Consider the following 22,958-nt stretch of genomic DNA (forward strand, 5'->3'; position numbering starts at 1 on the left):
CAATCTTTTCAGGTTATAAAACAAAAGGAATGATAATCATGGACGTGTCGAACCCTGCTTGTGCTCCCCATCAATCAGTTAAACCGTCTTCTTTCTCCCGGAATGTTGCTAACAGCGAGCGAGTGCTTTCGCTGGCAGGAGGGGGATGCCTGGTACTGATGGGTCTGCGGCGCGGTTCCGCTGCAGGTTTACTGGGTATCGCCACGGGTGCTTCACTGCTGTATCGAGGCTGGACCGGGCACTGCCACCTGTATGAAGGACTGGGAATCAATACGGCACAGCCACATCGGACACGCCCCGGCGTCCCTGCTCACCAGGGCAGCAAAGTACACCGCGCTTTGCACATCAATCGCAATCGACAGGATGTATATGACTTCTGGCGAAATTTTGAGAATCTTCCCCGAATCATGCAGCATCTGGAATCAGTCACCGTGATTGATGACAAATGCTCTCAATGGGTCGCGCGGGCCCCTCTGGGTAAAATACTCCAGTGGAAAGCAGAAATAATTACTGACAAACCCGGAGAAGTAATCGCATGGCAGTCATTACCGGGGTCTCAGGTAGATACGGCAGGTTCTGTTCACTTTAATGACTCGTCAGCTGGCGGTACAGATCTGGTCGTTTCGATTAAATACAATCCTCCCGGCGGCCGTCTCGTTACTCAAATCGCACATCTTCTGGGACAGGATCTTCAGTCTGAACTGGATCAGGATCTGAAAGATTTGAAACAACTCATGGAGGCGGGCGAAATTGCGACGAATGCGATGGAACCAGACCAGGTCCGCAAGCCGCTTTAGACCGATCTCAACATGGAAAAAGCTTAATTATCGTTCTGTTTGCTGGATTTTTATATAGGAACTGCCAGCGCCCGTTAACCTTTTAATAGATCTGAGATCATCATGAGAGCTGTTGCCTGGCATGGTAAGGAAGACATTCGCGTTGAAACGTTTCCCGATCCCGAGATAGTCAATCCTCGCGATGCCATCGTGAAAGTAAGTCGAACCGCAATCTGCGGATCTGATCTGCATCTTTATACGGGTCGAATTCCCACTATGCATGCCGGTGATATACTCGGTCATGAGTTTATGGGAGAAGTCGTCGCTGTTGGCCACGATGTTTCGAATCTTAAAGTCGGTGATCGGGTTGTGGTCCCTTTCACAATTGCCTGCGGGGGCTGCTATTTTTGTCAACACGATCTGTGGTCTCTCTGCGACAATTCGAATCCCAATGCGTGGATGGTAGAAAAATTATATGGCCATTCACCATCCGGACTTTTTGGTTATTCTCACATGCTCGGAGGTTATGCGGGTGGACAGGCAGAATATGTCCGGGTGCCCTTTGCCGATGTGGGACCGTTAATTGTCCCAGATGGCCTCTCAGACGAGCAGGTTCTGTTTCTGTCGGATATTTTTCCAACAGGTTATATGGCTGCTGAAAATTGCCAGATCAAAGAAGGTGATACTGTCGCAGTCTGGGGTTGTGGTCCTGTGGGACTGTTTGCGATCTGGAGTGCTTATAAACTCGGAGCCTCAAAGGTAATCGCCGTGGATCGCTTTCCAGAACGCTTGAAACTGGCCCGAGAATATTGCAAGGCCAAAACTCTCAACTACGAGGAAGTGGATGTCTTTACCATGCTCCAGGAATTAACAGGAGGACGTGGACCAGATTCGTGTATTGATGCCGTTGGCAGTGAGGCACACGGAACGACCCTTGATGCATGGTATGATCTGGCTGCTGAGAAACTGATGCTGGAAACAGACCGCGGGCATGTTTTGCGACAGGTTATCCATAGTTGCCGCAAGGGAGGAACCATTTCTATCCCAGGTGTTTATGGTGGCTTCCTGGACAAGGTTCCTATCGGCGCTGCGTTTGGGAAAGGACTGCAGTTACGGATGGGCCAGACTCACGTGCATCGTTATTTACCACGATTGCTTGAATATATCAGAGAAGGCGAACTCGATCCTTCGTTTCTGATTACACATCGCAGTCCTCTTGAACAGGCTGCAGACATGTATCGGATCTTTGAACAAAAACAGGACGAGTGCATTAAGGTGGTATTACAGACATGAAATCCAACTTGAAACAGCAATTCGTATGGGCATCGGCGGGGCTCGGACTGGCTCTGGCAGGTCGCTCACTTTATCGGCGATTCAATCGCTTCAATCTGGCAGGCCGCACCGTATTGATCACGGGGGGCTCCCGCGGACTGGGCCTAGTACTGGCACGCGAGTTTGCAGCGCAGGGCTCCCGATTGATTTTATGTGGCCGCAACAAAGACAAACTACTGCTGGCAGGCAAAGAATTATTTGAAAAAGGTGCCAACGTCAGTTGCATTACCTGTGATGTAACTCAACCTGACCAGGTAAAAGACATGGTATCACAGGTAGAACGACACTTCAGCAGTATTGATGTCGTTGTGAATAATGCAGGCATCATTCAAGTGGGTCCGATGGAATCCATGGAACGTCAGGATTACCAGGAGACAATGCAAACACATTTTTATGGGCCGCTCCACGTCATCGAAGCAGTTCTCCCGGGAATGCGTCAGCGCGGTGCCGGACGAATTGTTAATATTTCATCCGTCGGTGGTCGCATCAGTGTTCCACATATGCTGCCGTATTGTGCCAGTAAATTTGCGCTGGTCGGTTACTCACTGGGGCTGCGCAGTGAACTGGCAAAAGAAGGAATTGGCGTCGTAACTGTCTGTCCTGGCATGATGCGTACGGGCAGCCCGCAAAACGCATATTTTAAAGGACAACATGAAGCGGAGTATGCGTTATTTAAAATCAGTGACTCCCTGCCACTCATTTCCATGAGTTCTGAAAAGGCAGCCAGGCAGATAGTCAAAGCCTGTCAATACAATGATGGTTTTCTTGTTCTGGGTCTGCATGTCAAGCTGGCAGAAAAACTGTATGCACTCTGCCCCGCCCTGATGTCTGATGCGCTGGGCGTTGTCAATCGGCTTCTGCCTGAACCGGGTTCCGCCGGTTACGTCAAAAAGCAGGGGTCAGAAAGTCAGTCAAAATGGTCGGAGTCCTGGCTGACCGAACTGACTCAGAAAGCTGCTCAACGTAACAACGAACTCTGAAGTATTCAGTGAAATACTTCGAGAGAACGTTATCAGGTACCGCCTGTCGATGCGGCATGCCTCAATGATTTGTCAGCGAAGTCGATTTCTCAGCGAAGTCTTCCCCAAGTCTCAACCGGCGCGTGTCGCGCCTCCGAGAATTGTCAGGACTTCACCCGTGACATAACTTGAATCAGCATTGGAAGCGAAGTAGACATATGCCGGTGCAATTTCTTCCGGTTGGGCTGGCCGTCCATAGGGAGTCCCACTGCCGAAGTCCTTTACCTCATCTTCGGAACGTTCCGCGGGATTAAGAGGCGTCCAGACCGGCCCGGGTGCCACACAGTTCACACGAATTTTTCGGTCCACCAGGTTCTGGGCCAGCGACTTGGTAAAGGCATGAATGGCCCCTTTCGTTGCCGAATAATCCAACAGGCCTCCACTGCCTTCCAGACCGGTGATTGAACCGGTATTGATAATATTCGCACCTGCTTTCATGTGCTTCAAAGCAGCCTGTGCCATATAAAAGTATCCATAGATATTGGTCTTGAAAGTATGGTCCCACTGTGACTCACTGATGTCGTCTATCCCATCCTGATGTTGCTGATAGGCGGCATTATTCACGAGAATATCCAGGTGACCATACTCAGCGACTGTTTGCTCAACAGCGGACTGGCAGAAAGAAGCATCAGAGACATCACCACAAATCAGCAGAACCTGACCACAGCCACCTTGGCTGTCGACCGTCTCCTGAATATAGTTGCGAATCGCTTCCGCGTCCTGCTGCTCTTCTTCCAGGTAAGTCAAAGCAATACAGGCACCTTCGCGAGCGAACAACGTAGCGACAGAACGTCCGATCCCAGAGTCTCCGCCTGTGATCAATGCCACTTTTCCTTCAAGTTTATTCGCAGCTCGATAATCGGGGGCCTCAAAATTCGGGTGCGGATCCATCGCTTCTTCAATTCCAGGTTTTTCCAGTCCCTGTGGAGGAAATTCCGGAGTAGGCTGTTGGCGGGGCATAATACTTTTCCTTTTGCTGTTGATTCGCGAAATAGGATGAGCAGAATGAAATTTCGTAGAACTCCTGGTAGAATTCATCTTTGAGCAATAACAGCACTTCACGTACCAATGCCGTCAGAAATCGTCAGTTAATAAAGCGAAAGGACTTCGGTCACGCTACTCGTAAAAAAGCACTTACGCCACAAGAGAATCCAGTCTTGTACTGTTCTCTCTTCGAACAATCTGATCGGTAAGGATTCAACAGTTCTGATGGGATGATGGTGAGAAACTGCTTCCTATCTCTCTGGGAGTTCAGAGTAATAAAAACAGACATCTCGAATCTCGTCCGGCTTTAAGCCGTCGACAGCTGCGTGCATCAGATTGGCAGATTGAGACCCACCTCGACTGCGGTTTTGAAACAGTCTGATCTGCAGCTCCAGATAATCCTGATACTGTCCAATCAGCGTCGGGTAAGCATTTTTGAATGGCTTTCGCGTAGTCGCATGACAGTCTGCACAGGCGGGGACATCTTGATCGGCAATTCCGTCTGCAGCAATCCGGGCACCACGTTCAAATGACGGGGGATCTTCTGGATGATCTCGGTTCACGGTACCTTTTTTGTTCTGGCTGCGATTCGTTGGCTGCGGTTGCAGACGTGAATAATAACGTGATATTTCCTGAATCTCTGTCGGGCTCATTCTGCTGGCTATCTCCTCCATCGTCCCACTCAAGCGTTTGTCGTGATGATATGCCTCCAGTGAAACCCGTAAATATGCTTCGTTCTGTCCCGCCAGTCGAGGAAATACTCCTAAGCCTCGTCCCTGCCCATCGACGCCATGACAGCCTCCGCAGACTTCAATCACCAGATGGGGAACCGGGATCGAAGCCCCCTCTGCTGACTCGATCGACTGATCACTCTGTTTTTGATGTTCTCCCGTGACAAGCACGTCATATTCTGCCAGATCGAGATCAGGATATTTCAATAAAAAAGCGACTACGGGCCAGATTTCATCATCTCGTTTCTGTTCCGGCCAGGCGGGCATTCCCGTCATTTTAATCCCATGTTTCACCACATAGAACAGTTCCTGCGGCTCCCGTTCTGGCACAATTTTTTTCAGATTCGGCGGTTTAGGCGTCATCAACGACACCAGTCGCGGACGAATGCCGTCCGGTTTTCCATGGCACACCTGGCAACCGGTTTCATAATGCCCTGCTCCTTTGATTATGAGCGCCTGATCCTCAAGATCAGGGACTTCGATACCGGTACTGTGTGTCGCGACAGATCGCTCTTTGGTGAAATTCAGAAACCATCTGGTAATCTCCCAATGTCCTGAGCTGGCCTTTACGGGAATCACGCCACTCACAACTATCAGCGCACCACCGACAACCACAATCAATGATAAAACTGCCATAATTTTCCAGCGTCGTTTCATAGCGATAGCTCCTCGCGCTGACTTTTGATCCAGAGTAAATCAACCGTAAGCCAGAGACCTCCGGAGAGATAAACAATGCCGCCCGCCACCAGCATGATCGCCCCTCCCAGATGTTGATCCTGCAGCGCAGACATAGTCGAAAAACCTTGATGATGTGCATAAACCGAGCGCGGTGCCAGCGCCAGTAAAGCTCCCAGCAGGGTCATATGCATGGAAGTTAACAGCAACCCGACCACGCCTGCGGCACTGCGGGCACGGCTGCGGGGACTTGGCCCTCCAAATGCGGAAATCCAGACTGCAATCCCCGCGAGCAGGAACGATCCCTGTTCTGCAACAAGCCCCCAGTCAGACATCCGGGCCAGGTGATGCAGCCCTGGTGCATGCCACGCCCAGACAATAATCAGTTCTGCTACGGACGCTGGTATGGGAGCAAAGAAAACCGGAAACGTGATCACGGGATCGAAGCGACTGCCAGCGATCGCCAGGCTGAGTAATGGTGCTGCTACAGCCACAACCAGCATATGCATGGTCATGTGCGCGAAAAACGCATGATGTGCCAGTTCGGGAAGCGGCCCCGACCACGCAACGACCAGACTGAGCAGTCCCAGCAGTAACAGCCAGATCTGAACTTTTCCAGAGCCCATGGTGTGATGAATCACACTGTTCCCCGTTGATTGATATGTGTGCGTTCTCAATGTCATGTTAGATCTCATCAGTTACAGTTCCCAATAAACAGAGCAGCGGCTGCGACGAATAATGTTGCCACAGCACTCAATGCAGACAGCAGAAACGTGGCCAGCCCCAGAAATCGGTATCGATCCAGGGGGGTATCATCATGGTAAGCCAGGTCTTCAGAAAGATGTCGGTGTCGGCGAAAACCGACCCAGCCCAGGGCTCCGATGACAGCGATCGCCAGCAGAGTATAGATACCGATCGAAACTCTCACTGTCATAAAACCATCGGTCGAACTGGAATATTTCGCGCACCAGACCGCAGCGGTCAGGTAACACGCCAGCAGGTGAATGGCCCAGACTAATGGTGGAATAAACATGAACCAGATTCGTTCATGTCTTTCATGAAATTCTTCAGAATGATGGTGTTTCTGTTCCATGATGCTCCTCATGCGACACTGGGAAATCCTGCAATCACGCCGACAGTGATGACTACAGTCAAAGCCAGAAAATGCCAGTACAGTGAGACATTCACGATGTCCGCATCCCAGCGGTCCGTCATTTTTCCTGCTGCTCTTCTTGCCAGACAGTACAGCTGCATGATGCTCCCCAGAATCACATGCAACACAGTCCAGCCCGTCAAGACCCAGACGATTGCCGGATAAACATGCGTGGTAGGATCCAGTTCCGTCGACCAGGGACCTGCCAGGAGTGCTAAAGCACCGACCAGTGAAACGATGACGGCCAGCGAGAGCGACAGATAAAAGGCGCTGGCATGCCCCGAGCGATTCCATTTCCGGGAGAGTAGTGTCAGCCCATACGCTACCAGCAGAAGTAGCATTCCCGTTACCGGCCAGAAGACTCCAGGCCCCTGTAGAGGCTGGGGAGGAAAATCCTCGTGTATCGTCCAGTAAAAGAAATAACCAAATATCAGGGAAACGAATGCGGTAATGTCTGCAGTCATCGTAATAAACATGGCCCACCAGCCTACTGCGTTAGGTCCGGAAAGATACAAAGGTAACGCGAGCCCCAGACCGACATCTTTCATGTCTTTTTCAGGTATTTCAGCAGTTCCGGTCCAGACCCAGACCAGAATGACTCCCACCGCGATCACACCACTGAGAATCGCAGCCAGCCACCAGTGAAAAGTCGCGAAAATAAAAAAACCACCGGTAAACAAAGCGGCGAAAAAAGTCAGGAAGGTCGGTCCCCCTACCCGCAGACACTGCAATGGTTCGGCATCAATCACCGAAGTGACAAGCGTCTCCCGCTTCCCTTCTGTCGCGTCAGGTAAATAGAACCGGCCTTCATCGACATCCCGCACGAAGTTGGGTTGCTGCCATAAGGGATAGCGACTTTCGATAACAGGGATCGTACGTACGCCCCAGGGCTGATCCGGCATTTGTGCCAGCCACTCCAGTGTCCCCGCCTGCCACGGGTTCCGTTCTGAAAGTGGTTGATTCGTACGTGGTCGAATTACATCATAGAGAAAGAGCAAAAAACCAGCTGCGAGTATTATCGAACCCAGACTGGAGATCAGGTTTAAAGTATCAAAGCCCATGTCAGCAGGATAGGTAAATATTCGACGAGGCATTCCCAGTAAACCCGTGATATGCATGGGGAAAAAAGTAATGTTGAATCCGACTAATACGAGCCAGAAAACAATCCTGCCTGTCCGTTCCGAAAGTTGTTTTCCTTTCACGAGCGGAAAGAAGTAGTAAAAGCCTGCCATGATCGGAAAGATAGTTCCCCCGATTAATACGTAATGTAAATGGCCGACGATAAAGAATGTGTCATGCGCCTGAAAATCAAAAGGTGCCACCGCCACCATCACTCCCGTGAGACCGCCAATGATAAACGTAGCCAGTCCGGCAAATATGAAGTGCAGGCATACCGATCGTTTTACATGTCCGGCTGTGAGAGTCGCCAGAAAACAGAAGAGTTGAACTCCGGTCGGGATCGCCACTGCCTGCGAAGCGGCGGAAAAGATACCGATCGAGATACCCGGTAACCCCGTGGTAAACATGTGATGGACCCATAAGCCGAAACTGAGAAACCCGGTCCCCACTGCTGAGAGCACAACCCAGCTGTAACCGACCATCGGTATTTTGGCGAATGTCGGCACCATCATCGCCATCAGAGCCACTGAGGGCAGAAATACGATATAGACTTCCGGATGACCAAAAACCCAGAAGAGATGCTGCCACAACAACGGGTCTCCGCCCCGCTGAGGATCGAAGAAAGGCCAGTCGAAGGCACGTTCCATCTCCAGTAGAATGTCGCCTGCAATCAGTGGCGGAAAGGCAAACAGAATCATTCCCCCGACGACAAGAATGTACCAGCAATACAGGGGAATCAGATTGATCCGCATTCCCGGAGGACGACACTTCAAGACTCCTACGATTAATTCAATCGCGGCTGCAATGGAAGCGATTTCTATGAAAGTTAATCCCAGCAACCAGATGTCGGCACCAATACCTGCCTGAAAGGAACTCGTCAGGGGAGGATACATGAACCAGCCCCCTTTGGGAGCGGCACCGAAAAACAGAGAACCACAGACAAAGATCCCACCAATTACGAAACTGTAAAAGCCGTACGCAGATAAACGGGGAAACGGCAAATCGCGTGCACCCAGCATTTCAGGCAGAACCATGATGGAAAATGCTTCAAAAATAGGAACAGCGAACAGAAACATCATCACCGACCCGTGCATCGTGAAGATCTGATTGTACTGATCGGCGGTTAAAAACGTGTTTCCAGGCACCGCGAGTTGAATGCGCATCAACAGTGCCAGAACTCCTCCGAATAGAAAAAAGCAGAACGAAGCGACGGTATACCACATGCCCACTTCAGAATTATTCACTGCCGACCAGTACCGCCAGCCGCGCGGCGTTTCCCAGGCCTTCAACAGCCGCTCTGCAGACTGCCGGCGGTATTCAGCAGAATCGTGTTCCTGTTCTGAGGTCTGATTGGCGGGTTCGGAATCCATGGCGTCTGGCTTTACTTCAACTGTTTCAGGTACTGCGACAGAGATTGAGATTCCTCGTCTGTGAGTGCACGAAATTCGGGCATCTTCACACCTGGTTTTAATGCGGAGACATGTGCAATCCAGTTCTGTATGTATTCACGAGTATTCGGGAACATGTCTGCTCCCAGCGAGTGTCGACTGCCGAAATGTGTCAAATCCGGGCCGATCGTTCCGTCAGCTTCCGTACCCCGAATCGTATGGCAGGCGCCACAGCCTGTCAGCAGAAACAATTCCTCTCCATTCTTCACAGATTCTTTTTGCGGTGCGTCTCTGTCTGCCGACTGTTGCGACAGCCACTCATCAAATTCCTCTTTCTCGACAACATCTACTGTAAAATTCATGTAGGCATGGGAGGCACCACAATATTCAGCGCATACACCCCGAAAACGTCCGGTCTTTACAGGATGCAGTGTAAGGTGCGTCGTTCGTCCGGGGATCATGTCTACCTTTCCTCCCAGTGAGGGAACCCAGAATGAATGGACGACATCTTTGCTGGTGAGGAGAAACTCGACAGGTTCTCCTCGAGGTAATCGTATTTCATTTGCCAGTTCGATGGTCTCCCCACTTTGGTTCGGGTATCGCACACGCCACCACCATTGATATCCCTGAACTTCAACCCGCAGCGCCTCGGCAGAAGGTCGGGCAAGAAGTGCAGGCAGGAGATTTAAACCATAGATTAGTAATACAGTCAGAATAATCGTGGGAGTAATAGCGCCACCGCCGATAATAAACAGGGCGGATTTCTGACGATGATGGGCAACAGGATTCAGATGCAGAGAATAGATAGACAAAGCGATCATGATCACCCAGATCAGGGTCGCCCCCCCGGCCATCCACCAGAAGAGCCTTGCAATCTGCTGGGCCCCGTCTCCTGCAGGATTCAGTGCGGATTGAGAGCCGGAACATCCTGAAATCAGAATACCTGCACAAATCAGATTAGCCTTAAAAGCGTCACCCTCAGCAGGCATTTCAAATACTTTCATTCTGGCGGGTCAGCGATATTTTCGTTTTGAATTATTAAATTGCAGGTAACCATGAACAGCCGGCAATCCAGGCACATGATTATCTGCCGAGTTTTGCTTGACTAAAGGCCCGGCCAGATTGTGAAGCTAACCTTCCTGCAATTACAGAACGGTATCTGGCCAGGCCCACTGAATATGCTCAATTTCTCTTAAAGTATTTCTTTGGGATCAGTGAAGAATTAATGCCTGCTGTCACGACGAGATGTATCAGGCAATGCAGCAGTAGCTTTCGGTTCTGATTTGGCGATCCCTATCACTCCTAACCCGGCTCGAGGCCCGGCATCACCGGATGGCTGACTGCTGAGATCATCAGCACCCGCGTGAACAACAATCGACCGGCCTATCACGTCAGCAAGTTTAAAATCTTCAGACCGTTTATCGATGACAGCAATTCCTTTCTGGTCAGCAATGATATTTCCCAGGTCTCCAGCATGATGCTGACCTTTTCCAGGTTGACCATGTTGATGACCTGCAGGAGCATAATGTCCTCCCGCAGAAGTACCGTCGACTGCACTCAGATCACCAAACTGGTGGATATGAAACCCATGTTTGCCTGGTGTGAGTCCTTCAATTTTTCCCGTCAGATGGACGACACCTTTGCTCTGCTTCAACTGAACCATACCGGTTGCGCTGAAATCTTTGGTCGGCGTGATGACGACCACAGCCTGATTTGTCTCCGGCACTGCCTCTTTATGATCTGAATTGACCGTAGATACCAATGAAGTAGCCACCGGAATGACAGCAGAGAGCACATATAATACTTGTGTTTTCATCGTTTTAGTCCTTTACCTGATTGCGGTGACCATCCTCTGTTTTCACTGCGAATTTGATGATCGAGCACTCTTCAATCCTCTGCCTCTACTCCCGAAGTAAAGCACAATCAGAGTTCAGCCATCTAAAAATCCCTCCTCACCACGATTTCCCGCGGTGAGGAGATTGAATTACATTTTTCAAACTCGCGCCGCGGCTTTATTTGCTGATTCTTCAGCGATTTGAGTTAGAATTTTGTCAGCATTACCTTCTTCATCCAGCGTTTCTTGGAGAATCTCAGCCAGATTCGTTTTGCCCAGTCGCTGGGCAAAATTGCGGGCGGTGCCATAGCCGGCCATTTCATAATGTTCCACTCTTTGAGCAGCGGCGATCAAGGCTGCATCTTTGACATTCGAATCACCTTTCGCCTGTAACATCTCCTCCCCTTCGCGAATCAGTCCTTTCATCGCTTCACAGGATTCTCGCTTGGGTTCCAGTCCCATCCCTTTAAATACGGCCTCCAGACGTTTCACATGCTCTTTCGTTTCTCCCAGATGCGTTTGAAACGCTGATTTGAGATCTGGGCAGGACGCTTCATCAGCCATTTTAGGCAAGACATCGACGAGGCGATTTTCCGCATCGTATAAGTCCTGAATTTGTTCGACAAACAGATCCTCTAAGTTAGAAAACTCTTTACTGGAGAATAATCCCATTTTGTAGCTCCTGATTAATAAAACATTCCGTTCCGCGATGAGTCGAACAGTGGCCCAAAGTCACTGCTGTACCTCGGAAAAATCCGCAATTATCGTGCCGCTGAAATGAAATCCACCAGTCTTCATCAGATTGATGTGTGTCCGACACAGATCAGCGAGAACATGAAAAGAGAGCGGGAAGAAGTCTGTGTTTCACACAACAGAAGAAGGCGATTCTGGGTCAAACCTGTAAACAAACTTTATTATGCTTGAAAACAGGAATACGCCCAGAACTCAGAATCCCCCCAGGCTGGTTGACGGCCCTGCTCTGAAACAAATTCATTTTCTGTTGAGAGAAGAATTTCCAGAATCAGATGACTTTCTCTCCTATAATTTTTTTATCACATGATTTGTGAGCGGTTGACTCTCGCCCAAAATGAAAATGATTGTTTCCTGAATCGTCAGCTCACAAACCACACTGGTTGCCAGTCAACCAGAGTGCGGTCAAAGCCACGAACCGAATAACGAGTTCTAATAATATGCTTATTAGTACGACAAGATGTCCCGGCATACGGATGGAAGCAACAGCTAGAGGCTGATTCACAGCTCATGATATGAATGGGGATCTGCGGGCTGAACTTTAAGAGACGGGGAAACGCAATAAAGCAGCCGACTCCCCATTGGGGAGTGTGTCGCCAGGTAAAGAATAGACGGTTCCCCCTGTTGTGAGCGTTTGGACTGCAGCATAATTCAGCAGTTCATCCGAGTCTACCTGCCCGTCCTTGTTTACAATTGAACTCGCTTGTTCATCAAAGCCTCCCCAATGCTGTTTGTCCTCTGCCAGCAGCAACGTATTCACTGCGCCTTGATTTGCTGCGCGGATCGTTTTTCCCAGATCGTTTGTTGCCGTCTCACTTTCAGCAGAGTTGTTATACTCCTGCAATGCATCCTGACTATCGCGGGCAAAAATCGGCTCGACGACAGGCCACGCCTGCTGGTGCAGTTCTGCGGCGGTCAACTCGTCCGGATTCCCGGTGACGGGTTGCTCGACAAGTCCTTTATAATGACAGGTGCTTTGAAACAGGGGAAACAGATAATCAACTCCTGCGAATACTAATGGTGTATTCTCGTTTCGCAGGAAAGATTGAATGGCCGCGCTGATGTGATGGAAATACTGTATGATTTCATCTTGTTTATGCTGATCCATTTCAGCAGCACCATGACCATGAAACACCGTGTTCTTAGCAGCATCAGGCCCCCCAATCGAATGGTGTTGAAGGGTACTTGTGTACTCGTCGATATTCAGGGCTGACCGTAAATCTGATGGCAGCTGCTCTGGTTCCAGTTCTTCAATGCTGTAGTGACTGCCTGAAAATAATCGTACACGATTTTGGCTGACAGCGAGCACGTAGAAGCGACCATCTCCCTGAATCAACTGTATCACAGGCCGGATATAAAAATGCGATCCCACAATGACCAGCTCTTCGAAATCAATGGGAACACGATAGCAATCAAAGTGGTTTGGTGAGATAAAGATCGCCAGGCCGTCACTTTGATGTTGCCACCAGTCTTCGTTTGTTTCAAGTTCTGAAGCTTCAGCAAGCATTTCAGTGATTTGCGATTCACTCAGACCGGTAGCCAGAAGCTTCTGCTTTGCCTGTTTCATTAGGTTTTTGAACCGGGTTGCATTTTGCAGTACTTCACGGCCGCTGCGGTAGGTCGGCATATAGATGGATAATAATGGTGCATTCGTCTTTGTTGTCAATTTCTTCAAATCACTTCGCGTAAACGTGTCCATGATTACTCCATTCTAATTTCGATACACGGGTTGTTCTAAATTAACAGCACTACTTGTGATCACGATCATGAATGTGCGCGGGTGGCGCTGTGGCCTCGACGGCAACCAATGGTTCCAGAATGCGGTAACGATGGACCGCTTCTTTCGGAACGACCCAGCTGTCTCCCACATTTAAGACCACCTTCTGATCTTCCAGCTCCAGTTCCGCACTTCCTTTGATCACATAACCAACGACTTCGTAATCGCGACTCACAGGTTGGGGATCTGGTTGAGTGGAATCTTCTTCCCAGAGTCGCAGGGAGACTGTTACTCCGGAAGCAAGATATTTCTGCCCCATGACTCCCAATGGTGAATGTGCTGAATCTACTTTTTTAATGCTCGTATCATTCATCGACTTCTCCCAATGTTGAGTCCATCCACAAGAGTCGTGGCTAAGAAGAGAACTGGATCTCTGCAGCAGGTAAAGATAAATAATAGATGCTGCCAGAGATGATGTGTCACCCATCTGCAAATATTGCAGACAATCCCTCCAGGAGACGAAGGTGCGGAAAGCCTTCCTTCATCGGGTTGGGGCAACCACATCATATCTGACGCACCTGATCTTCGATTGGCAGCATCTATTATTTTGATTGCTGATAAAGAATCGCAAATCGCATGCCACCGCATCGATTCACAAACTGTGATCTGGCTGGAATTTAATGACACAAATCTTTGCAGCCCATCCCTAAAGACAGTCAATTAAAGAGGTAGAGTGTCAGTCAGTTTTTTCTGATCGGTGTATTTTATTTTCTATCTCAATCAAACTCGCTTCCTAAACTGGTGGCTGACCGCTCGATTCGTTCAATCAATGACCAGCAGCAGGAGAACGATCCCGGAATATCGGACGAGTCAGTATTTTTCAGCCCGTTTTTTATCCATTCAAAAGTCTGTCACCACGCTTTTTGTGCCTGATTTCCAATTAGCGATCATTCGGAATACGAAATGCAGCGAATACTGCCTGCTGGAAATATTGAATGAACCGGGTGCTTGAATCAATTATCTCAGTTGATGGATAAAGCAAGTGATTACGGACTGGCTCCTGAATTTATTTCAATTGAAAAACTCTTAGGCTTCACATTTTTGAGAGGAGAATCAGATGTTACGTTACACTTTGCCTTTGCTGCTGCTCGTCCTGTTTACTTCAGGATGCACAGAGCAACCCAATAATCCGAACGAAGTGGCAAACGAGGCCCAAACACAGACTCAGATGGGCGAAGAAGGCCAACTGACTCCTGATGCTTCTGGTGAAATGGCTGAGATTACAAAAGCGGTCTGTAAATTACAGCCCATTGGCGACAGCCAGGTTTCAGGTACCATTCACTTCACGAAAGAAGGGAATCAGATTCACGTGCAGGGAGAAATCACTGGTTTGAAGCCCGGTAAACACGGATTTCATGTCCATGAAAAAGGTGATCTGTCTGATAAAGAAACCGGAAAATCAGCAGGAGGACATTTCAACCCTGCAGAAAAACCGCATGGTAAACCCGGCGATTCTCAAAGACATGTCGGGGACCTGGGAAATATCGAAGCCAACGCAGATGGTATCGCCAAAGTAGAGATCGTTGACGAGGTGATTCAACTGAACGGCAAAAATTCGATAATTGGTCGTTCCATTGTAGTGCATGCGGGGGAAGATCAATTTACTCAACCTTCCGGTGATGCCGGTGATCGTGTGGCATTTGGAGATATCGTCGCTGAAAAAACAGATTGAGCAATAACTTGAGTAAACGAGTGATCTGTGATGCGACGCCACAAGGAGAATTATGCCTCACTTTATCTGCACCAATTGCGGGACTCAGTTCGCAGAAACACCTCAGCCCCCGCAGGAATGTACCATCTGTATTGAAGAACGGGAGTTTATCAACTGGGATGGTCAAAACTGGACGACGCTCGAAAAACTGGCAAAGTCACATAAAAATGTGATCCGCAGGGTAGAGAGTGGTTTACTGGGCATCGGCATGGAACCCGCATTTGCCATCGGGCAACGCGCGTTGCTGGTCACCCATCCTGAGGGAAATATCCTCTGGGACTGTATCCCTCTCCTGGATGCCGGTCTGGTTTCGCTGATAAAAGGAATCGGAGGGCTTTCCGGCATCGCGATCAGCCATCCGCATTATTATTCCTGCATGATCGAATGGGCGGAGGCATTTGACTGTCCCATTTTCCTCCATCAGGCAGATCGTAAATGGGTCATGCGGTCCGGTCCTGCGATTCAGTTTTGGGAAGGAGACAGGCAGCGTATTGGTGCCGGCTTAACTCTCATCCGCTGTGGCGGTCATTTTGAGGGAGGAACCGTTTTACACTGGTCTGAAGGGGCGGAAGGAAAAGGTGTGCTGCTCAGCGGAGACATCATTCATGTCGTGCAGGATCGTCGCTGGGTCAGTTTCATGTACAGTTATCCCAACCTGATCCCTTTGTCTGCAGCAAAAGTAAAACACATTGCAGCGAGTGTAGCGCCTTTTAAATTCGATCGTATTTACGGTGCCTGGTGGGGGAAAACAGTCGCAAGTGAAGCGAAAACCGCGGTGAATCAATCCGTTCAACGCTACATACAACACCTTCGAAATTGATCTGTTTTCATACAGATACACGATCAATACCGATTTTGCCGAAGAATAATTGCATCCGGGATCAGGAAATCTTTTGCCCCGTATAACAGGCCACTTTTTCCAGCAATTCACTGGAGTCAATCGGCTTACTCAAATAGTCATCACAACCGAGTTCCAGGCAGCGACTCATATCACCGTGCATCGCATCTGCAGTTAATGCAATAATTGGTTGCCGAAAGCCAATTTCACGTAACCGGGCTGCCGTCTGATAGCCATCTAAACGAGGCATTTGCATATCCAGCAGAATCAAGTCCACAGGGGATCCATCCGTTAACTGCTTTTCGATCAGTTCGACAGCCTGAATTCCGTCTTCTGCAAATTCGGTTTCAACACCCGCCCTCTGCAGGAACAAATTCGTCAGATGACGCACATCCCGCTGATCATCTACAATCAGAACACGGCACTGCAGTTGATATTCCTGTTTCGAATTTTTGGTAGTCTCAGCCACTGTACTCAGACTGGGGTTTGTCATCCTGACATCTTCCCTGACCGGTAAATGAATTTTGCAACTGAAAGTACTACCAGCTTCTGGACTGCTGAAAACTGAAATGGTGCCATTCAGCATCGCAGCCAGCCGTTGACTGATGGCAAGCCCTAAGCCAGTCCCACCATAATTTCGAGTAACAGATGCATCTCCCTGAGAAAACGTTTGAAATAATCGAGACTGCTGTTTTGCAGTAATACCGATTCCTGTGTCTATGACATCAATTTTTAATATGGCGTCAGATTTCTCTCTGAGATAATTGACCACGACTCTGACACTCCCAATCTCGGTAAACTTGATCGCATTACTGAGCAGATTCAACAAAATTTGACGTAACCGCTTAGGATCCGATTCGATGATTTCCGGGAGGTCGCTGAGAAACTCGATTTCAAACTCCAGTTGTTTTTCCTCGGCGCGGATTCTTAGCATTGAATGTAAATCGGCCAGCATCTCGATCAGAGAAAATGATTCCAGGCAGATCTCAAGTTTTCCTGCTTCTATCTTGGATAAATCGAGAATGTCATTAATAATATCGAGCAGGAAATTCCCGTTTCGTTTGATATTCTGCAGATACTCAGACTGTTTCTGGTCCTGCTTCATTCCAATCAGTAAGTCAGTATATCCCAGAACGGCCGTCATAGGAGTACGGATCTCATGACTCATGTTTGCCAAAAATTCGCTCTTGGCAACATTAGCCTGCTTTGCCTGTTTTTCATTTCTACGCAGAGTTTCTTCTACTTCTCGTTCCTGTGTGAAATCCCAGTTCAGCCCAAATATCTGAGTAACGTTTCCCTCCTGGTCTCGTACAATCTCGCCAACTCCAGCTATCCAGCGGATTTCACCATCAGGTCGCACAATCCGAAAGACCTGATCATAGTCTTTCTCTCCCTGTATGGCCTGTTCCCAGGCTTCGTTCAATTCGGGAAGATCCTCTCGATAAACACAGGCAAAGAATGCTTCTGGTGAAGCAATGGTTGTATTGGGAATACCCAGCAACTCATACAATTCGTCTGACCAGTAACTTGAATGTGGCTGCCATTCCCAGGCTGCCAGACCTCCCGCCTTCAAAGCCATTGATAATCTTTTTTCGTTCGCCTCAACTTTCTGTTGAAGTTGTTTTTGCCGGGTGATATCGAAGTTCATTCCCACCCAACGTAACACGGCACCATCCGCAGTGATCTGAGGGACCGCTCTCACCGATGTCCAGCACCACTTCCCTTCCTTATTTTTCAGACGGTACTCACAATTAAGAGGCACCACTGACGAGAATGCCTCTTGCCAATAATGTAGCGTCTGCTTTCGGTCATCGGGATGGATTGCCTCCGTCCATCCTTTATTTTTCCATTCATCATAAGTCTGGCCGGTAAACTCTCTCCAACTGGGTGAATCTTCGACAGTCCGGGCATCAGGTGTCATTGTCCAGACCATATGTGCTGAAGCTTCAATGAGTGCTTTGGATCGGCCCTCACTGTCCCTGAGAGCGACTTCCTGGTGCTTGCGAAGACTGATATCTCTGAGGCAGAAGGTAAAAAACGACTGGTTATCTTCCAACTCTGTGACACTGATGGCCAGTTCTACTGGAAAATGACCACCGTTCTGGTGCTTCACAGTTAATTCAATATGTCGACCGATTAAATCAGATTCACCCGTTTGCTGATATTGCTCCATCGCATTTCGATAATGTAACCGATACTCTTCATCGAGTATCAACTCGCACAAATGCTTTCCAATAACATCCTGAGCTGAATATCCAAACGTCTGCTCTGCTGCTGGATTGAAATCGACAATACTCCCCGTCGCATCTGTTGTGATGATACAATCGATGGCTGAAGATAAAATTGCATTCTTCCGGGCAGCTTCCGCATAGAGCTCATCCTGAATGTGGCACCGACTCAGAAAAGCACCGATTTCATGTCCAATCGAGGCAAACATATTCACCAGAAGTGGATCACGTTTCAGTTGCTCTCTGGTATAAAACTCCATAATCCCCTGGCACTGCCGGTCAAAAATTATGGGAATCGCAATACCACTGACTAAACCACTTTTTTCAGCTGCTTCTGAACGATTATACCAGACCAGAGTTTGAACATCTTCGCACCACTCAGTCTGCATGCTTTGCCAGGTGGTCCCTGGAAGGCCTTCACCGCGTGCAAACTGAATCAACTGATTACTCTTAAGGAAATTACGATTCTTCGTTACATTAACAGTCACACTCGTTTCAAGACAGAGACGTTCATATGACTTATCCGGTAACCAGAGCAGACCGACGCTGGCCTGAAGACATTTTCGTATTGTTTGCAGAATAGTCTGGTCGATTTCTTTTAGAGAATTGGCATCAGCCAATAGTTGAGTGATTGCATGTTCGGTTTCCAGACGTATTTCAGCCAACTTGTTTTCGGTTACATCCATAAAAGTCAGGATCATACCATCGCACTCTCCATCACTTTTATAGGGTAATACACGTCTCAAAAGCCAGGTCCCGTTTTTCAGCTGCATTTCAACTTCAAACTGACTGTTTTGACTCCTGATATTTTCAATAGAAGGAACCTTTGGCATGCGTTTTACATTATGAGTAATATCAGAAAGTGGCCGTCCAAGATCAGTTGCTTTCAAATTATAGATTTCATCTGCAAAAGCCGTATAACTCTTGATCAACATCTCTCGATCGAGATAGATCATTGCGATTTTCGTCCCGTTGAGCAGATTTTCCAGGTCAGATTGGGCGCGATCCTGCGCTTCCATACAGCTTTGAATTTCTTCTTTGAAACTTTCCAGATCTATTCTGGCTGACTGCAGTTCTTCCTGAGAGGAGATTAGTGCTTCCCGAGAGACTTCCAAGTCCCGGGCATTGATTTCCAATTCGGTACGAGTTCGCGCCAGTTCTGATTCTAACTGCGTAATCACAGCATCTGAGGCTCCTACACCAGTGTCTTGTCTTTCCTTTTTTGAAATACAATTTTCATGAGGTCCCTGGTCTTCAAAAACGACCATGAACATTTCTTCTTCCTTATGCACTTCTGTAAGTGGATGAACTACGATTCGTGCACGCCGCAATTCATCTCGAGCCTTGTAAGAAAGTTCTTTCACTTCCACTTTCTCTTTTGTTTTTCCCGACTCGATTAATGCTTTTCGTAACCCATTCCTTAAACCATTGCGTGCCATACGAATGAGATTGTTATGAAAACTTCCATCCGGAAATTCTAGAAACTGTTCGATTCCTGATGAAGTTATGACAATATGTGACTCTCCCCTGACTATTGCATAACGTGGTGAATAGTCTGACAACAGGATGTGTTGTGCGATTTCAGACAGATCTGATGTTTCCACTTCTGAACTCACTTTTCCTGTAAATTGATTACGAACTCAATTTGATGTGTAACACATTTTGAAAGTTTCAACGAGAATCGGATTGTCCAAATTTTTATTTCTGAGTGGTCAGCCATACCAGTAAGCATCATCTGCTGCTGAGACAAATTCAACTGTTGGAAAATGCAAGCATCTGTAAACATGTCTTTTTCCGCATTCATTGGCAAAGGTGGTTCTCTACTATAATGTGTAGGTTCTCACATTAATAATCTCAACGAATGATAGAATTCCTGACAGACAGTTTCAGGAATTCACCCAATTTACATCTGAAATGATAGATACTCAACACAAAACCAGACAGCTTCAGTACCTTTAGTACTCTGACATAAAAACTGTCTTCCACAGCTAAAGCCTGGCACCCCTGTTTTAATGGTAATTATTGAATATTCTCCCAAGCAAGGTGTCAACAAGAGACCAGCGACGACAGTTTGACGCACCTCAGAAATAAGACTTCAGTCTCAATTATAAAATGAGATTTTATCATGTGATTCATTTCATATTTGGAACAGGGATCATTGTATTTCACACTTGAGATGATTTCTCATGAACTCATGTAGGACAGAATCACAAAGCCACACAGATACAAAGTCAGCATCAATAGGCTTTCAAATCCGATATTGGCGGGACCATGTTTCTGTCTGTAAATTAATCCGGAAAGCAGAATCACATTTAGTAACAGGGTAATGGAAATCAGAAAGATTTCGCGCATTCCCACGCCAGTCGCATGGTAGAGCGATCCACTGAGGAAGAAAAAATCTGCCGCTGCAATAAAGAGTACATCAAAGAAATTACCACCAACTACGTCGCTGACCGCAAGAGTAAGAGCGCCTCGTTTTACAGCTGCCAGACAGGTGACCAGTTCCGGTAGCGAGGTCGCGCCTGCCATCAGAAATCCTCCGACCAGCGATGCGGAAAGCGCAGTCTTTTCCTGAATATTCGCAGCAGTCTCTGCGACCAGGCTCCCGCTGATAAGGGTCAGCAGACCGGAAATGAGCAGACCGGTCCACAGCAACCAGAGCCGCTCATGCTGTGATCCTTCGGCTGGTTTATCCGTCACTGTTTCGGCTGTATGACGAGGATGCCACATCGGTTGTTCCTTCACGCGATAAGTCAACCAGAATGCCAGGACTGCTCCTCCCAGCAGCAGCAGCGTAGCAGGATGTACCGGCCCCACGACAACATCGGGACTGCTTAGTCCCAGCAATACAATGGAAATCAACAGGATTAACATAATCGTCTGCATCATCGTAGTTGCCGATGCGGCTGCATGTTCGAGATTCGCATTGCGGTACATCAGATCGGCCAGCGCCAGGATCATGGTTTGAAAGGCGATCCCTCCCATCGCATTGCTCAACGCCAGTACCGCATGCCCCTGTAAAGCAGCAGTGACGGAAGCGGCCAGTCCCGGCAGTGCGGTGATCAGCCCCAGCATAATGGTGCCTGTCACCGCTTCTCCCAGACCGGTACGGTCTGCCAGTCGGTCTGCGTATTCCGCCAGTTTCACCCCGGAGAAACCTATCACCATCGCCGCAAGAATAAAGACGCTCACATCTCCCCAGAGAGGCTGGTCCAGTTGAATCATAGGAAGGCCGATCTTTTAGATGGATTTTTAGATAAATTTTCTCATCAGTCAAATATAGCTATCTATCATCTGACCACCTGGCTGAATGGAAGGCTGATATGAAATCAGGGTGAACGCTGATCAACCAACTGGGTGTTCCCTTAATTAAATTAAGAATGGTGTCATAATCAGGCATGGATTAAACGCTGGCGCGTCACTGTCATTTCAGTTTGGCTACTACTTCGAACTCTGCAAATTCCATACTGCTTATCCTATTTTGAATGATTCTCTCTTTTTTTCGCATAATTAGACAGAAATCTCCCTGGATTGGCATATCTGTTGCGACATTCTCGTTTTGCACATTTTGCTTTCCTCAGTTTGATGGCAGCGATTCCGGGGATGCGATTAATCTGGATGGAGGGAATTATCTCGCGCAAAGGATTGAAAATGATAACCCCGCAGTACTTCACGAAATGGGGTAAAAATGACACGATGTTACTTTTGATAGACTGGAACGAACCCATGACACGTGAACCGATGATTGACCATGGACAGACTCTCACAGGCCCTGTTGGCAAAGTGATTGGCTTCCTGGACGGCAAAGTGGAATTTGAAGCATTTGCAGATGCTTTGCAGGCTGCAGGCTATTCAGAAACTGACTTCATCTTGCTTTACGGCGAAGACGGCATCAACCTTCTGGAACGAATGAAAGAGCACCGTTTCTTCTTTTCAGATTCCGAGGACAGCATCATCCAGACCGGAATCCGTGAGCTGAAACGCGGACATTCCATTGTGTCTATCGAAGTCACCGACCGTCAGCATGCCGTAGAAATCGCAAGTCTGGCAAAACCTTTGAATGGTCACGGTTTCATGTATTTCGGTAGTTGGGTCAACGAGCGAATTTCAGTTTGACATACAGATTCCAAAGCGGATCTGAATGATATTAATATCGGGATATGTTGGAGCCGGTTAGAGTAGCCGAGTACTTGCATCTAGAGCACATATTTTGCTTAAAATGATCCTGGAACGGGGTGATCAAACCGAAAAAAACTCCTGCTGCTTTATGTCTGTTGCAAGAATTATTATCTAACTGATAATTTGTCCGAAAAGATGTCCGAAAAGATGTCCGAAAAGATGTCCGATTCGTTGTCCGAATGTGTCCGATTCAGCGAATTCAAAAATCTATTTGCATTCAAGCCACCTCAACTCAAGTGTCGAATTTAATTTAACTCACAGAAATATTCTTGACCATAAAAAATCGCTTCAGGAGCGACACCCGCCTCCACTTTAAAGGCTGCTTACCATTTCCGGTAAGCAGCCTTTTTTCATGCTCATTGCCCACTACCCATCTGTCTTCCATTAATTTGTTCTACTGCAGAATTTCGACTTGACTCCCCCCTGCTCCCCAGCAGAATAAGCGTCTAAGTGAGTCGCGCGCG

At 48.2% G+C, this 22,958-nt stretch carries 18 protein-coding genes; 6 read left to right on the forward strand and 12 right to left on the reverse strand.

Going from position 1 to position 22,958, the window contains the following annotated elements; all coding sequences use genetic code 11:
• Positions 1-38 precede the first annotated feature (38 nt).
• The 3 genes from ACN0YN_RS29955 (at position 39) to ACN0YN_RS29965 (ending at position 3,088) form a co-directional block, all read left to right on the forward strand.
• The gene (locus ACN0YN_RS29955; protein WP_417388559.1) at positions 39-797 is read left to right on the forward strand and encodes an SRPBCC family protein; all 759 of its coding nucleotides are present in this window, start codon (positions 39-41) and stop codon (positions 795-797) included.
• A 102-nt stretch (positions 798-899) separates the two neighbouring features.
• On the forward strand, positions 900-2,069 hold the full coding sequence (locus tag ACN0YN_RS29960; protein WP_417388560.1) for a zinc-dependent alcohol dehydrogenase: 1,170 nt from the start codon (positions 900-902) through the stop codon (positions 2,067-2,069).
• On the forward strand, positions 2,066-3,088 hold the full coding sequence (locus ACN0YN_RS29965) for an SDR family NAD(P)-dependent oxidoreductase (protein ID WP_417388561.1): 1,023 nt from the start codon (positions 2,066-2,068) through the stop codon (positions 3,086-3,088). Before ACN0YN_RS29960 ends, ACN0YN_RS29965 begins: the two co-directional genes overlap by 4 nt.
• Before the next feature lie 111 nt (positions 3,089-3,199).
• Here the strand turns inward: ACN0YN_RS29965 and ACN0YN_RS29970 are convergent, their stop codons facing one another.
• The 10 genes from ACN0YN_RS29970 to ACN0YN_RS30015 form a co-directional block, all read right to left on the reverse strand.
• Positions 3,200-4,087, reverse strand: a complete 888-nt coding sequence (locus tag ACN0YN_RS29970) for an SDR family oxidoreductase (RefSeq protein WP_417388562.1) — start codon at positions 4,085-4,087, stop codon at positions 3,200-3,202.
• Between the two features lie 275 nt (positions 4,088-4,362).
• The gene (locus tag ACN0YN_RS29975; RefSeq protein WP_417388563.1) at positions 4,363-5,499 is read right to left on the reverse strand and encodes a c-type cytochrome; all 1,137 of its coding nucleotides are present in this window, start codon (positions 5,497-5,499) and stop codon (positions 4,363-4,365) included.
• Positions 5,496-6,143: a cytochrome c oxidase assembly protein gene (locus tag ACN0YN_RS29980; protein ID WP_417388576.1), complete on the reverse strand. Its 648-nt coding sequence runs from the start codon at positions 6,141-6,143 to the stop codon at positions 5,496-5,498. Before ACN0YN_RS29980 ends, ACN0YN_RS29975 begins: the two co-directional genes overlap by 4 nt.
• Before the next feature lie 68 nt (positions 6,144-6,211).
• A complete protein-coding gene (locus ACN0YN_RS29985; protein ID WP_417388564.1) occupies positions 6,212-6,610 on the reverse strand; it encodes a hypothetical protein in 399 nt (132 codons plus the stop codon).
• 8 nt (positions 6,611-6,618) lie between these two features.
• Positions 6,619-9,159 carry a cytochrome c oxidase subunit I gene (gene ctaD / locus ACN0YN_RS29990; RefSeq protein ID WP_417388565.1) on the reverse strand — a complete coding sequence of 847 codons (2,541 nt, stop codon included), beginning with the start codon at positions 9,157-9,159 and terminating at the stop codon, positions 6,619-6,621.
• Between the two features lie 11 nt (positions 9,160-9,170).
• Positions 9,171-10,166 (reverse strand): cytochrome c oxidase subunit II, encoded by a 996-nt coding sequence (gene coxB, locus ACN0YN_RS29995; RefSeq protein ID WP_417388566.1) that lies wholly within the window; start codon positions 10,164-10,166, stop codon positions 9,171-9,173.
• Between the two features lie 233 nt (positions 10,167-10,399).
• Positions 10,400-10,993 (reverse strand): superoxide dismutase family protein, encoded by a 594-nt coding sequence (locus tag ACN0YN_RS30000; protein WP_417388567.1) that lies wholly within the window; start codon positions 10,991-10,993, stop codon positions 10,400-10,402.
• 177 nt (positions 10,994-11,170) lie between these two features.
• On the reverse strand, positions 11,171-11,683 hold the full coding sequence (locus ACN0YN_RS30005) for a ferritin-like domain-containing protein (RefSeq protein WP_417388568.1): 513 nt from the start codon (positions 11,681-11,683) through the stop codon (positions 11,171-11,173).
• 619 nt (positions 11,684-12,302) lie between these two features.
• Positions 12,303-13,460: a hypothetical protein gene (locus ACN0YN_RS30010; protein WP_417388569.1), complete on the reverse strand. Its 1,158-nt coding sequence runs from the start codon at positions 13,458-13,460 to the stop codon at positions 12,303-12,305.
• A gap of 49 nt (positions 13,461-13,509) precedes the next feature.
• Complete coding sequence (locus ACN0YN_RS30015; protein ID WP_417388570.1) at positions 13,510-13,851, reverse strand: cupin domain-containing protein; 342 nt, start codon at positions 13,849-13,851, stop codon at positions 13,510-13,512.
• A 744-nt stretch (positions 13,852-14,595) separates the two neighbouring features.
• On the opposite strand from ACN0YN_RS30015, the gene ACN0YN_RS30020 reads away from it, so the two are divergent.
• Both ACN0YN_RS30020 and ACN0YN_RS30025 read left to right on the forward strand, forming a co-directional pair.
• Positions 14,596-15,210 (forward strand): superoxide dismutase family protein, encoded by a 615-nt coding sequence (locus tag ACN0YN_RS30020; RefSeq protein ID WP_417388571.1) that lies wholly within the window; start codon positions 14,596-14,598, stop codon positions 15,208-15,210.
• A gap of 52 nt (positions 15,211-15,262) precedes the next feature.
• Positions 15,263-16,069, forward strand: a complete 807-nt coding sequence (locus tag ACN0YN_RS30025) for an MBL fold metallo-hydrolase (RefSeq protein WP_417388572.1) — start codon at positions 15,263-15,265, stop codon at positions 16,067-16,069.
• Positions 16,070-16,130: 61 nt separating this feature from the next.
• Here the strand turns inward: ACN0YN_RS30025 and ACN0YN_RS30030 are convergent, their stop codons facing one another.
• Together ACN0YN_RS30030 and ACN0YN_RS30035 are read right to left on the reverse strand one after the other, a co-directional pair.
• Positions 16,131-19,931 (reverse strand): PAS domain S-box protein, encoded by a 3,801-nt coding sequence (locus tag ACN0YN_RS30030; protein WP_417388573.1) that lies wholly within the window; start codon positions 19,929-19,931, stop codon positions 16,131-16,133.
• Between the two features lie 568 nt (positions 19,932-20,499).
• Positions 20,500-21,540, reverse strand: coding sequence for a sodium:calcium antiporter (locus ACN0YN_RS30035; RefSeq protein WP_417388574.1), 1,041 nt, complete (start codon positions 21,538-21,540; stop codon positions 20,500-20,502).
• A gap of 501 nt (positions 21,541-22,041) precedes the next feature.
• On the opposite strand from ACN0YN_RS30035, the gene ACN0YN_RS30040 reads away from it, so the two are divergent.
• Positions 22,042-22,431: a hypothetical protein gene (locus ACN0YN_RS30040; protein ID WP_417388575.1), complete on the forward strand. Its 390-nt coding sequence runs from the start codon at positions 22,042-22,044 to the stop codon at positions 22,429-22,431.
• Positions 22,432-22,958 lie beyond the last annotated feature (527 nt).

The organism is Gimesia sp., assembly GCF_048260065.1.
Taxonomy (GTDB): domain Bacteria; phylum Planctomycetota; class Planctomycetia; order Planctomycetales; family Planctomycetaceae; genus Gimesia.